At 69.1% G+C, this 12,344-nt stretch carries 13 protein-coding genes; 8 read left to right on the plus strand and 5 right to left on the minus strand.

Going from position 1 to position 12,344, the window contains the following annotated elements; all coding sequences use genetic code 11:
- Positions 1-70: 70 nt before the first annotated feature.
- Together ACYQ5L_RS16225 and ACYQ5L_RS16230 are read right to left on the minus strand one after the other, a co-directional pair.
- Complete coding sequence (locus tag ACYQ5L_RS16225; RefSeq protein ID WP_459958374.1) at positions 71-1,507, minus strand: hypothetical protein; 1,437 nt, start codon at positions 1,505-1,507, stop codon at positions 71-73.
- A 244-nt stretch (positions 1,508-1,751) separates the two neighbouring features.
- Complete coding sequence (locus tag ACYQ5L_RS16230) at positions 1,752-3,245, minus strand: FAD-dependent monooxygenase (RefSeq protein ID WP_459958378.1); 1,494 nt, start codon at positions 3,243-3,245, stop codon at positions 1,752-1,754.
- A gap of 88 nt (positions 3,246-3,333) precedes the next feature.
- Between ACYQ5L_RS16230 and ACYQ5L_RS16235 the strand changes: the two genes are divergently transcribed.
- The gene (locus ACYQ5L_RS16235; RefSeq protein WP_459958381.1) at positions 3,334-3,936 is read left to right on the plus strand and encodes a TetR/AcrR family transcriptional regulator; all 603 of its coding nucleotides are present in this window, start codon (positions 3,334-3,336) and stop codon (positions 3,934-3,936) included.
- A 198-nt stretch (positions 3,937-4,134) separates the two neighbouring features.
- Here the strand turns inward: ACYQ5L_RS16235 and ACYQ5L_RS16240 are convergent, their stop codons facing one another.
- The gene (locus ACYQ5L_RS16240; RefSeq protein ID WP_459963441.1) at positions 4,135-5,100 is read right to left on the minus strand and encodes a quinone oxidoreductase family protein; all 966 of its coding nucleotides are present in this window, start codon (positions 5,098-5,100) and stop codon (positions 4,135-4,137) included.
- Positions 5,101-5,181: 81 nt separating this feature from the next.
- On the opposite strand from ACYQ5L_RS16240, the gene ACYQ5L_RS16245 reads away from it, so the two are divergent.
- Positions 5,182-5,532 carry a hypothetical protein gene (locus tag ACYQ5L_RS16245; protein WP_459958383.1) on the plus strand — a complete coding sequence of 117 codons (351 nt, stop codon included), beginning with the start codon at positions 5,182-5,184 and terminating at the stop codon, positions 5,530-5,532.
- Between the two features lie 50 nt (positions 5,533-5,582).
- The gene (locus ACYQ5L_RS16250) at positions 5,583-6,344 is read left to right on the plus strand and encodes a GntR family transcriptional regulator (protein WP_459958386.1); all 762 of its coding nucleotides are present in this window, start codon (positions 5,583-5,585) and stop codon (positions 6,342-6,344) included.
- A 121-nt stretch (positions 6,345-6,465) separates the two neighbouring features.
- Here ACYQ5L_RS16250 and ACYQ5L_RS16255 read toward each other — a convergent pair whose 3' ends face one another.
- Entirely contained in the window at positions 6,466-6,915 is a 450-nt protein-coding gene (locus tag ACYQ5L_RS16255) for a PTS sugar transporter subunit IIA (protein ID WP_459958388.1), read from the minus strand.
- 6 nt (positions 6,916-6,921) lie between these two features.
- Positions 6,922-7,152, minus strand: a complete 231-nt coding sequence (locus ACYQ5L_RS16260) for a PTS sugar transporter subunit IIB (RefSeq protein ID WP_459963442.1) — start codon at positions 7,150-7,152, stop codon at positions 6,922-6,924.
- A gap of 112 nt (positions 7,153-7,264) precedes the next feature.
- Between ACYQ5L_RS16260 and ACYQ5L_RS16265 the strand changes: the two genes are divergently transcribed.
- From ACYQ5L_RS16265 to nagB, 5 genes are read left to right on the plus strand one after another with little or no spacing between them, the layout of a single operon-like run.
- Positions 7,265-8,494: a PTS transporter subunit EIIC gene (locus ACYQ5L_RS16265; protein ID WP_459958393.1), complete on the plus strand. Its 1,230-nt coding sequence runs from the start codon at positions 7,265-7,267 to the stop codon at positions 8,492-8,494.
- The gene (locus ACYQ5L_RS16270) at positions 8,491-8,754 is read left to right on the plus strand and encodes an HPr family phosphocarrier protein (RefSeq protein ID WP_379193560.1); all 264 of its coding nucleotides are present in this window, start codon (positions 8,491-8,493) and stop codon (positions 8,752-8,754) included. The genes ACYQ5L_RS16265 and ACYQ5L_RS16270 overlap by 4 nt, the downstream gene beginning before the upstream one ends.
- Complete coding sequence (gene ptsP / locus ACYQ5L_RS16275; protein ID WP_459958398.1) at positions 8,744-10,399, plus strand: phosphoenolpyruvate--protein phosphotransferase; 1,656 nt, start codon at positions 8,744-8,746, stop codon at positions 10,397-10,399. Before ACYQ5L_RS16270 ends, ptsP begins: the two co-directional genes overlap by 11 nt.
- A complete protein-coding gene (nagA, locus tag ACYQ5L_RS16280) occupies positions 10,399-11,562 on the plus strand; it encodes an N-acetylglucosamine-6-phosphate deacetylase (RefSeq protein WP_459958400.1) in 1,164 nt (387 codons plus the stop codon). Before ptsP ends, nagA begins: the two co-directional genes overlap by 1 nt.
- Entirely contained in the window at positions 11,550-12,332 is a 783-nt protein-coding gene (gene nagB, locus ACYQ5L_RS16285) for a glucosamine-6-phosphate deaminase (protein ID WP_459958403.1), read from the plus strand. The genes nagA and nagB overlap by 13 nt, the downstream gene beginning before the upstream one ends.
- Positions 12,333-12,344 lie beyond the last annotated feature (12 nt).

The raw sequence follows: 12,344 nt of genomic DNA on the forward strand, positions 1-12,344 counted from the left end.
CCCGCGCATTCCTCGGTCTCCCGCCCGATCAGCCCTCCGGATCGGACCCGGGCTCAGCAGCGGTTCGCTGTCAGCAGCCCGGCTGGAGAGGGAAGCAGGGTGGGGCGATGGTGGTGCTGGGGATGGTGGGATCGGTGGTGGTGGTTGGGGTTTGGCGGATCGAGGTGGTGGGACGGGGGTCGCGGTCGTCTTCGTTGCCGGAGCCGCGGCTGGCGCACATGGCGGTGATCAGGAGGATGAGGAAGAGGAGGATGAGGCCGCCGACTATGGGGAGGTCGCGGCGGCGGCGGGTGGTGGGGACCTGGGCGCTGTGGGGGCGGTCGGTCCAGACGGGGAAGCCGGGGGCGGCCGGCTGGTTGGTGGAATGGGTTGCGCGGGGGTCGGATTGGTGGAGGTTGGGTGGGAGGGGCTGTTCGGTGCGGCGGCCGCGGAGGCGGTCGACGAGGGAGCGGCGGGGTGGGCGAGTAGGGCGGGGGAAGGACGGCGGAGTGCCCGGGTAGGCGGGGGGTTGCTGTGGCGCGGGATCGGAACGGTGCGGTTCGGAGGTGCCGGAGACGGCGCGGTAGGCGGCGGCTGCCGCGCCGGCGGCGGCTACGCCCGCGGCGGCCGCGGCGGCCGGGTGGGGGCGGGAGGACTTGGACTTGGACTCGGGGGCGGGTGGGACCTGTTGGGCGGCGGCAGATTCGGGGCGGGGAGCCGCCTCGGGGCGAGAAGCCGCGGGTTGGTCGGGTTCGGCGCTTCGAGCAGCGGGCTCGGGGGTGTCCGGGCGTCGTGATTCAGCGGACCGGGTGGGAGGTGCGGGGGCGGCAGGCGTCGGCGGCGGGGTGCGGGATTCGACCGGGACCGAGGGGACTCGGACGGTGGGGGCGGCCGAAATCGGCAGGGGAGCGCCGGCGGCGGAGGCGGGTTGGGGGAAGCCTTCGGAGATGAGGTCGGAGTAGCCGGCGGCGGCGGCGAAGCCGAGGGCGCCGAGGGCCTGGCCCACTTGGGCGGAGTCCCAGGCGGGTTCGGCGCCTTCGGCGAGTTTGGTGAAGTAGGCGCGCAGGGAGGAGGGGCCGTCGCCGATGAGGACGTCGATGCCGGGTGGGAGGGCGCCCTTGTCGAGTTTGACGCGGCTGCCGAGTTGGGGGACCAGCAGGACCAGGCCGCTGACGGGGACGTGTTCGCGGCCGGGGGCGGAGCGGAGCTGGCCGGCGAGGGAGACGGTTTGGCGGCGGACGCGTTCGAGGGGGTCGGCATCGCCGTCGATGGGGGCGGGTTTGCCGTCGACTGTCCAGGGCTGGTCCCGGGCGCAGGACAGGGTGCCGGTGACGCGTTCGGTGAAACCGTGCACGCCGACCACCACGCAGGTCTGCGGGGTCCACACCACCACATCGGCGTCCTGGCACTGGACGATCGCGATACCGGGCACGGCGTGCGGCCCGCTCCACGACTTCAGCCAGTTCACGACGGTGCGCTCGGTGCTCGACAGCCGCGACGGGTCATCGTTTCGGACCTTCACCAACATCCAGACCACCCTCTGACCGATGCCATCATCTGCGGCCGCCCGACCTCCTCGCCGCGACCACCTTACGGCGTCGCCCTGCATGGTTGCAGCGAATCGTCTTGCGCGGCAGCAAGATCATTCTGCACGTTTCGGCCCGAAGTCGCCCCCGGGCGGTATTACCCACGGGTTGCTGAGCGAAACGGTCGCGATCATGCACTGGTGCAGGTGAATTCGGACAATGGCCTGCACCGGTGCAATGACGAGGTCAGGGACGGGTGAGCAGGGCCAGGTAGCCGTCGGGGCGGACCAGGGCGCGGGTGCCGGGGGTGGCGGAATACGCCCGGTGAGCGTGACCGCCCGTATCGACCAGGACGCCCTCGGCCGGTTCGGCATCGGGGCCGGCGATCGAGACGACCCGGATCTGCGTCGCGGGCAACTTCGCGGAACGGCCGGGATCGGACGAACCGGTCTGGTCCGGTGTATCGCCGAAAACGAGCAGGGTCGCGTGCGGACCGCGGAAAAGCTCGAACAGGCTGACCGTTTCACCCGTGGAGGTTGTCAGGGGCGCATCCGGAGCGCGGTCCCCGGCCTGGAGTATGCCGTCGTCGGCAGAACTGTGCGACACCAGATTCCGATAGCTGATATCGAGTTGATGGGTGCCCTCGCGCGACATGGCATCCGCATCGCCATTGACCGTCTTGTCCAGAATCTCCGAACTCAACCCGAGCACCTTCGCCGCCACCGCGCGCCGCTCGGTCGCATAGGTGTCGAGCAGCGCATCGGTCTCGTCACCGGGATTCCGCAGCGCCGCCGCGAGTTTCCAGCCCAGGTTGTAGGCATCCTGCACCCCGGTGTTCAACCCCTGCCCGCCGGTCGGCGGATGCGCGTGCGCGGCATCGCCGGCCAGGAACACCCGCCCGACCCGGAAACGTTCGGCCAGCCGGATATTCGGCCGCCACACCGTGGACCAGGTGAGATCGCTGAGCACGATGTCCGTGCGCCGCGACAACCGGTCGACATAGCCCTGCAGCACCGCCAAGCCGGTCCCGGAATCACCCGACAACGGCGCGGCGAACTGAAACTTCCGCCCGCCGGGCAACGGCGTCATGGCGATTCCCGCCATGGGCGCATCCGGTTCGGCGAACCAGTACCCGTAGGAGTGATCGAGCGCATCGGCCCGCACATCGCCGAGCAGCATGCGTATCGATTCGTCGGTGCTGCCCTCGAACGCGATCCCGAGCGCCTTGCGCACGGTGCTGCGCCCGCCGTCCGCGCCCACGAGGTACTCCACCCGCACCGTCTCGGTGCTGCTGTCCTCGTGCGTGAGCGTCGCGGTGACGCCGTGGTCGTCCGCGCTGAAATCACTCAGCGCCACACCCGATTCGACCTTCACCCCGAACTCGGCCAGCCGCCCCCGCAGCACGCCCTCGGTATCGGACTGCCCCAGCACCCACGGATTGGGAAACGGGACATCCGGTGTCGGCTCCCGCCATGCGGTCATCCGCCGCTCGGCCACGAACTCCCCGCCCAAATACGCCCGCAGCGGCGCCTGCGCAGACCCCGCGGCGAGCACCGCGTCCAGCACCCCGAGATCGTGGAACGCCTCGAGCGTGCGCGGCTGAATCCCGTCACCCCGCGACCCGTCGAAGAACGTCGCGGCCGCATCCACGATCCGCACCGCGACCCCGCGACGCGCCAGATCGATGCCGAGTGTGAGTCCGGTGGGCCCGGCGCCCGCAATGAGAACCTGCGCTGACATGCCAACTCCAAACGCTGAATTTAGATTCACTGAAGATAGATTCAGTATTATGGGTGGTAGTTTCCGCTGTCAAGGAGGTGATGCCGGAATGGCGGGACGACGCCGGGAGAAGTCGGCCGAGACCGAGCAGGCGCTCAAGGACGCCGCACGGCGATTGTTCGCCGAGCGCGGCTATCTGAATACGAAGATCACCGACATCACCGCGGCCGCCGGACGCGCCGCCGGATCGTTCTACAACCACTTCGCGAGCAAGGAAGAACTCCTGCAAGCCTTGCTGAAAGACCTTGCCGACGCGGGCGATTCACGCGCGGCCGATCCGGACCACAACCCGGACTTCACCGACCCGGAAGCGGTCCGCTACCACATCCACGGCTACTGGACCGCCGCCCGCGAGAACTGGCCGGTCTTCCGCGCCATGGAACAGGCCGCCCTCGTCAACGAGGACTTCGCCCGCATGATGGCCGGCTTCACCGCCGACCAACGCGCCGATGTCGCCGACCACCTCGACGCCTTCGACGCCGCGGGCCTGCGACTCCCCAGCACCCCCGACGCCAGCCTCGCCATGATGTTCCTGCTCACCACCGGCCTGTTGCAGGCCGTCGACGACGGCACGGTCGACCTCACCGACCAGCAGGCCATCGACGGCCTCACCAGATTCGTCTACCGCGGCCTCACCGGCCGAGACTACTGATCACCGCGCCGAAACCGGACCCGCCAGGGCCTCGTCGGCTGCCCGGAGACTTCGTTGCCCCTCGGGACGGCGCGCGGTGTCCCGCCACCTCGCCCGGCGATACCGCGACGGATGGTCGGCGGCGGCGGTGGATTATGCTGGCGCGCCGGGCAATTGCCGCTCGGACCAAGGTTGGGGGCTGAGCGGCAATCCGGGTGTTCACGGGAGCAGGACGACCGAACCGGTCGTCTTGCGTCCTTCCAGATCGCGGTGCGCCTGCTCGGCCTGGGACAGGGGGTAGGTCGCGCCGATTCGGATGGTCAGTGTCCCGTCGGCGAGGGCGTTGAGGATATCGCCTGCCCGCCACAGCAATTCGGCGCGATCGCGGGTGTAGTGGGCGAGGGTCGGCCGGGTCACGAACAGGGAGCCGGCGGCGGCGAGGCGCTGGAGGTCAAACGGGGGGACCGGGCCGCTGGCCCCGCCGAACAGCGCGAGGGTGCCGCGTACCCGCAGGGAGGCGAGGCTGGCTTCGAAGGTGTCCTTGCCGACGCCGTCGTAGGCCGCCGCGACGCCCACGCCGTCGGTGAGTTCCCGTACGCGGGTGGCGATCTCGTCGTCGTAGCGCAACACCTCGGCGGCGCCCGCCTCCCGGGAGAGCTTCTCCTTGTCATCGGTGGACACCGTCGTGATCACCCGGATGCCGCGCGCGGCGAGGAGCTGGGTGAGGATCAGGCCCACACCGCCCGCCCCGGCGTGCACCAGCACGGTCTCGCCCGGCTCCGGCTTGTAGATCGATTCGATCAGGTAGTGCGCCGTCATGCCCTGCAGCAGTATGGAAGCCGCGACCGGCGCCTCCACCCCGGCCGGCACCGGAATCGCCACGGCCGCGTTCACGGCCACCTTCTCGGCGTAACTGCCCGGAGCCGCCGCCCAGCACACCCGATCGCCGACCTTGAATTCGGTGACATCGGGCGCGATCGCCACCACGACGCCGGTGCCCTCGCCGCCCGGAATGTAGGGCACGGCCTGCGGATACCGCCCGGTGCGAATGTAGGTGTCGATGAAGTTGATCCCGATGGCCTCGGTCTCCACGAGCAACTGCCCGGGACCGATCTCCGGATCCGGAACCTCGACCGACCGCAGGACTTCGGGACCACCGTGCTCGGAAACCTGAATGGCGCGCATCATCCGTTTGTACACCCCGCCACGGTGTGAGGTTCGCGGTGGCTCATGGACTCTGCTTTACCGATGGGTAAACTCCCTCACATGAGCGCTACCACCGCACCGGCACCAGTGAAGTTGTCGCCGTCCATCGTCGATTCCATCAAGGGGTTCATCGCCGAGCACGGCGGTTCCGCGACCGCGGTGCTGCAGCCCATCGGGCGCATCGGCGTGCGGGTCACGCTGGTCGGCAAGGACGGCATCCTCGGTGATCGCGTGGTCGCCGATCTCGCCACCGCCAAGGCGCTGGTCGAGGCCATCGACGGGCTCACCGAGGCCGACGAGTGGGACCGCGAGCTGACCTCCATCGTCACCCCCGAGAAGAGCCACTGGGCCAGGATGGCCGGCTGGGTCGCCCGCCAGAAGCGATTCCCCAAGGCGCGCAACGAGAAGTAGGCCTCGATGAGCCCGCGGCGAGCGGGGGAAACGGAAAACCTGAGGATGACGTGGCGGGACGCGTAACCAAGCAGGCGCAGCTGCGATCGGCGCTGACGACCCTGTGCGCGAAGCTGCGTCCGGGCGAGATGCTGCCCAGCGAACGTCAGCTCTGCGACGACTACCGGGTCAGCCGCATGACGGTGCGCGAGGTGCTGGGGCAGCTGGAGTCCGAGGGCGTCATCACCCGCATTCCGGGCAAGGGCACCTTCGTGGCCGAGCGGGTGGCGCGCTCCCGGCTGCACATGGCGTCCTTCAGCGAGGATATGCGCCGGCTCGGACGGACGCCGAGTACCGTTGTGCTGCATACCGATTACGCCGTGCCGCCGCCGGCGTCGACCACCGCGCTGAGCCTCAACGCCAATGAGAAGGCATTCCACCTGGTGCGGTTGCGGCTGGCCGACGGGCTGCCGATCTCCATCGACGACGGCTGGTACCGGGCCGATCTGCTGCCCGGACTGCTCGATCGCGATCTCACCCAATCGCTGTACTCGCTGATGGCCAACGAATACGACTGCCCCGTCGATCGCGCCGATCAGACGGTGCGCGCGGTGGCCGCCGACGAGCGGCACGCGGGCTGGCTGGGCACCGATACCGGATCCCCGCTGCTGGCCTTCGATCGCATGTCCTACTCGCGGGACCGCTGCGTGGAACACGCGCATTCCTGGTACCGGGCCGACCGGTACCAGGTCTACATGACGGTGTCGGCCGGGGACAACGCCCAGCCGCAGCATGATCTCAGCTCCAAACCCATTGAACTGCACAATGGTTGAGGCCACGCACGACCGATAGTCGGCGTGACTCGGCGCGGCCGAGCATCGGCGCGACCAACCCCCGATATGACTGAGCCGCAGCCCGATTCGGCTGCGGCTGACGTCGTCTGCTGGTGGGCGCCTAGATCGAGAACAGCACCGCGCCGGTGCTGACCGGTCCGGTGACCGCGTCCTGCGCGGAACCGGGGGCGGTATCCATCACCACCACCGGCACCGCGGCGCTCAGACCGAGCCGGCGAATGGCATTGGGGGAGAAGATGACCAGCGGGTCGCCGGCCTGCACGCGATCGCCCTCGGCGGCCTTCACCTCGAAGATGTCGGGCTTGCCGACGGTATCGATGCCGACGTGCAGCAGCACACCCCGCCCGGCATCGTCCACGATGACCGCGGCGTGCGGGTGCAGCTTCACGATCGCACCCGCGATCGGGGCGACCACGGTGATGTACTCATCGGTGTCCGGCGGTTCGATGGCCACGCCGGATCCGACCATCTCCGCGGAGAACACCGGATCGGGAACTTCGGACAACGGCATGGCGCGCCCGTCCAGGGGCGCGAGGATCTGAGTGTTCACGACGGGTCAGAGGAGATCGTTGATGTCGTCGGCGAGGGCGTCCGCGGTCGGGCCGACCACGACCTGCACGGCGTTACCGGCCTTGACGACACCGTGGGCGCCGGCGGCCTTGAGGTCAGCGTCCTTGACGAGACCGGAGTCCTTCACCTCGACGCGAAGGCGCGTGATGCAGCCTTCGACCTCGACGATGTTATCTACGCCACCAAGGCCGGCGACGATCTGATCGACTTTGGACATCATTCCTCCGAGCGTGTCGAGTGGACAAAACTGGTTATAACCAGTATATCTCTGGTTATAACCAGTCACCATACATGTGCGTGACCCTATTCACAGATCCTGAGGACCCGCCATGGCCGATACCGCTGCTGCACCTAGCACGCGCAAGAAAATCGACCTGTCCGGACTGCAGAAGCTCGGCCGCAGCCTCATGCTGCCCATCGCCACGCTACCTGCTGCCGGTTTGCTGCTACGACTAGGACAGGACGACATGCTCGGCCGCTGGTCGGCCCTGAAGACCGTCGCCGACGTCTTGGCGGGCGCGGGCGGCGCGCTGCTCGACAATTTGCCACTGCTGTTCGCGGTCGGCATCGCCATCGGCTGGGCCAAGAAGGCCGACGGCTCCACCGCCCTGGCCGCGGTCGTGGGCTACCTGGCCTTCAACGGCGTCACCAAGGCCATGGCGCCGATCGTGCTGGAGGGCAAGACCGATTCCAAGGGTGCGCAAGCCCTGGTCAACTTTGGTGTCCTCGGCGGCATCGTGATGGGTCTGACCGCCGCCATCCTCTGGCAGCGCTATCACCGCACGCAGTTGCCCGACTATCTCGGGTTCTTCTCGGGACGTCGCCTGGTGCCGATCCTGACCGCCTGCGCGGCCGTGGTGATCGGTGTCGTGGCCTCGTTCATCTACCCCGCCTTCAACTCCGGCCTGACCTGGCTCGGCGAATCCGTCGCCGACAACTCCGTCGTGGGCGGCGGCGTCTTCGGATTTGCCAACCGAATGCTGATTCCGCTCGGGCTGCACCACATCATCAACTCCGTGGTGTGGTTCACCCTCGGCGACTACAACGGCGTGCACGGTGACATCCCGCGCTTCCTGAGCGGCGACCCGACCGCCGGAACCTTCATGACCGGCTTCTTCCCGATCATGATGTTCGGCCTGCCCGCCGCGGCCCTGGCCATCTACCGCACCGCCAAGCCGGAAAACCGCAAGATGATCGGCGGCATCATGCTGTCGACCGGTCTGACCGCCTTCGTCACCGGCATTACCGAGCCACTGGAATTCGCCTTCATCTTCGTGGCGTGGCCGCTGCTGTTCATCCACGCCATCTTCACCGGTTCGGCGCTGGCGCTGACCAATGCGCTGGGTATCCACGACGGCTTCACCTTCTCGGCGGGCGGCATCGACTACCTGCTGAACTTCGGCATCGCCACCAAACCGCTGTGGCTCATCCCGATCGGTCTCGGCTACGCGGCGCTGTACTACTTCACCTTCAGCTTCATTATTCGACGCTGGAACTTGCAGACCCCCGGCCGCGAAGCGGACGAGGCGGAAATCGAGAAGGAGAACGTCAAAGAATGATCACTCGCACCGCTGTTGTTGCGTCGAAGACCGGTCTGCACGCCCGTCCGGCAGCGCTTTTCGCCAAGGCCGCTGCCGCTTCCCCTGTCCCCGTGACGATTTCGATCGACGGCAAGGACCCGGTCGCCGCCGGAAGCCTGCTGCAGGTGATGACCCTCGGCGTGAAGCAGGGCGACAAGGTCACCCTGCACGCCGAGGACGGGGCCGACGCGGCCCTGGACGAGCTCGTGACGCTGCTGGAGACCGATCTTGACGCGTGAGGTGCGCGGTGTCGCGGCCGCTCCCGGAGTGGCGCTCGGACCGGTGAAGTGGCTGGCGTCCGCGCCCGTCACCTCGCCGGACGACGCTCCCGGGAGCGACGTGGACGCCGAGATCTCCCGGGCCGAAACCGCTTTCGAGACCGTCGCCGCGCGCTACAGCGCGCAGGCGCTGGACGCGCAGGGGCCGGCCGCGGACATTCTGTTCATGACCTCGGCGCTGGCCGCCGATCCGGCGTTGCTGGATCAGGTGCGCGCGGGCATCCGGGCCGGTCGGCCCACCGCGCACTCGGTCACCGAGGCCGTGGCGCACTTCGCCGAACAGCTCGCCGCGCTCGGCGGCATGATGGCCGAGCGCGCCTCCGATCTGCGGGACGTGGGCCAGCGGGTGGTGGCCGAGCTGCTGGGCGTGGATCCGCCCGGAATCCCGGACAGCACCGTGCCTTTCGTGCTCGCCGCCCAGGATCTCGCGCCCGCCGATACCGCGACGCTGAATCCCGAGATCGTGGTCGGGCTGCTGACCGTCGCCGGCGGGCCGACCTCGCACACCGCGATTCTGGCCAAGGCGCTGGGCATTCCGGCTGTCGTGGCCTGTCCGGGCGCCGTTGCTATCGCCGAGGACACCGAAGTGGTTCTCGACGGCACCGGTGGCACCGTGGACATCGCGCCGAGTGCCGAGCGGCGCGCGGAAGTCGAGGCGGTTCGGGCGCGGCAGGCGGATGCCCCGACCGGACCGGGCCGCACCGCCGACGGGCACGCGGTGCCGCTGCTCGCGAACGTGGGCAGCGCGGTCGACGCGCGGCTCGCCGTCGAGCTCGGTGCGGAGGGCGTCGGCCTGTTCCGCACGGAATTCCTTTTCCTGGACCGCAAGTCCTCGCCCACCGTGGACGAGCAGACGGCCCAATACACCGAGATCTTCCGGATCATGGGGGAGCGGCCGGTCACCGTCCGCACCCTCGATGCCGGATCCGACAAGCCGCTGCCGTTCCTGAACCTGCCGGAGGAGGAGAATCCGGCGCTGGGTGTGCGCGGCCTGCGGTTGAGCAGCGTCGATGAGGGGGCGCTGCTCGACCAGCTCACCGCGATCGAGACCGCCGCCAAGGCCACCGGCACCCCGGTCAAGGTCATGGCGCCGATGGTCGCCACCGTCGAGGAGGCGAACTATTTCGCCACCCGCGCCCGCGCGACCGGGATCGACACGCGCGGCATCATGGTCGAGATTCCGGCGGCGGCCATCCGCGCCGGGCAGCTCGGCGCGGAGGTGGATTTCTTCTCCATCGGTACGAACGACCTGTCGCAGTACCTGTTCGGCGCGGATCGCATGTCGTCTGCGCTGGCGGCGCTGCACACTCCGTGGCAGCCGGCGCTGGCCGCGACCATCGCGCTGGTGGTCGACGGGGCGAGCGCGCACGGGGTCACGGTGGGTGTGTGCGGCGAATCCGCGTCCAATCCGGAATTCGCCTGTGTGCTGGTGGGTCTCGGCGTCGAGACGCTGTCCATGGCCCCGCGCTCACTGGCGGGTGTGCGGGCGGCGCTGGCCGAGGTCACCCTCGAACAGTGCAAGGCCGCCGCCGCGGGCGTGCTCGCGGCCCGGACCGCCGACGACGCCCTGGCGGCGGCGCGGAGAGCGCTGGGGCGAGCCAGCTGATGCCGATCCTGCGCGGGCGGGTCGTCACCCTCACCGAGGTGGGCGAACTCGCCGACGGAGTCGTGTCCTTCGACGGCCCGATGATCGACTATGTCGGCCCGGCAACGGAATTCGATGGCGAACTGCCGGATCTTCCGGAGGAACCGCCGATCATTCTGCCCGGGCTCATCGACGTGCACTGCCACGGCGGCGGTGGATACGGCTTCCCCGAAACCGATGCCGAGGGCATCGCCGCGGCCGCGAACTTCCATCGCGACCGCGGCACCACCACCCTGGTGGCCTCCCTGGTCTCGGCGACCGAAGACGAACTGCGCGAACGCATCGGCCTGCTCGGTGCGGCGGTGGACACCGGGCTGCTGGCGGGCATCCACCTGGAGGGCCCGTTCATCAGCGAACACCGCCGGGGCGCCCACGATCCCGAGCGGATCGTGCCCGGCGATCCCGACATGCTGGCCCGGCTGGTGGAATTCGCGGGCGGGCGCATCGTGGCGGTGACCATCGCCCCGGAGACCGAGAACTTCGACAAGCTCGCCGATGTGCTCGCCGACGCGAATATCGTGCTGTCGCTGGGGCATACCGTCGCCGACTACGAGCATTCGGTGCACGCCATGAAACGCGGGTGGCGGGTGTCCATCACCCACCTGTTCAATGCCATGCCCGAACTCGCCCATCGCGACGCCAATTTCCTCACCGCCGCCATGGCGGCGGCCGGGCGCGGCGATGTGGTGGCCGAGGTCATCGCCGACGGCGTGCACCTGGCCGACGGCACCGTGCGCATGGTGTTCGACACCATCGGCGCGGACAATCTCGCCCTCATCACCGATGCCATGGCGGCCGCGGGCATGCCCGACGGGCGCTATCACCTCGGTGTGCTCGACGTCGTCGTGCAGGACGGGGTATCGCGGCTGTACGACCCGGACGGGGAGGGCGCGATCGCGGGCGGCACCGCCACCGCGGCGGATGTGCTGCGGCGCACGGTCTTCCACGCCGGAGTCGAGCTGACCTCGGCCGCGACCGCGGCGGCGGCCACTCCGGCCCGGCTGCTCGGGCTCGCCGACCGCGTAGGTTCGCTGCGCGCGGGTATGAACGCCGATGTGCTCCTCGCCGACCACCACCTGACCCCACTGACCGTGTACAAGGACGGACTCGCATGGAACTCGTGATCACCGACAACGCGGCCGAAGCCGGTGTGCTGGCCGGCCGCATCATGGCCGACCATGTGCGCCGCGGCGCCCGCGCCATCGGCCTGGCCACCGGCTCCTCGCCCCTGGGCGCCTACCGGGAGATGATCCGGCAGTACGAGGCCGGGGAACTGAGTTTCCAAGGCGTGCAGGCCTTCCTGCTCGACGAATACATCGGCCTGCCGCCCGGGCACCCGCAGTCCTACGCCCAGTTCATTCGCGACGAGTTCACCTCGCACGTGGACTTCGACGACGCCGACGTGCACAGCCCCGACGGGCAGGCCGCCGACATTCCGGCCGCCGCCGCCGCTTACGAGCGCGCCATCGCCGGCACCGGGCGGATCTCGGTGCAGATCCTGGGCATCGGCGCCAACGGGCACATCGGTTTCAACGAACCCGGCTCGTCGCTGCGCTCGCGCACCCGCGTGAAGACGCTGACCCCGAAGACGCGGGAGGACAATGCCCGCTTCTTCGACGACGACCTGAGCCAGGTGCCGACCCACGTCCTCACCCAGGGTCTCGGAACCATCAGCGACGCCGACCATCTCGTCATGATCGCCACCGGTCCGGGCAAGGCCGAAGCCGTGGCCGCCGCCGTCGAAGGTCCGGTCTCGGCCTTCTGCCCGGCCTCCATCCTCCAGATGCACCCGCACGTCACCGTGATCGTGGATCCGGATGCGGCGGCCAACCTGAAGGCGATCGACTACTACCGCTTCGCGGTGGCGAACAAGCCGGAGTGGCAGAACTTCTGATCACGCGGCTGC

The sequence above is a fragment of the Nocardia sp. IFM 10818 genome, assembly GCF_054655275.1.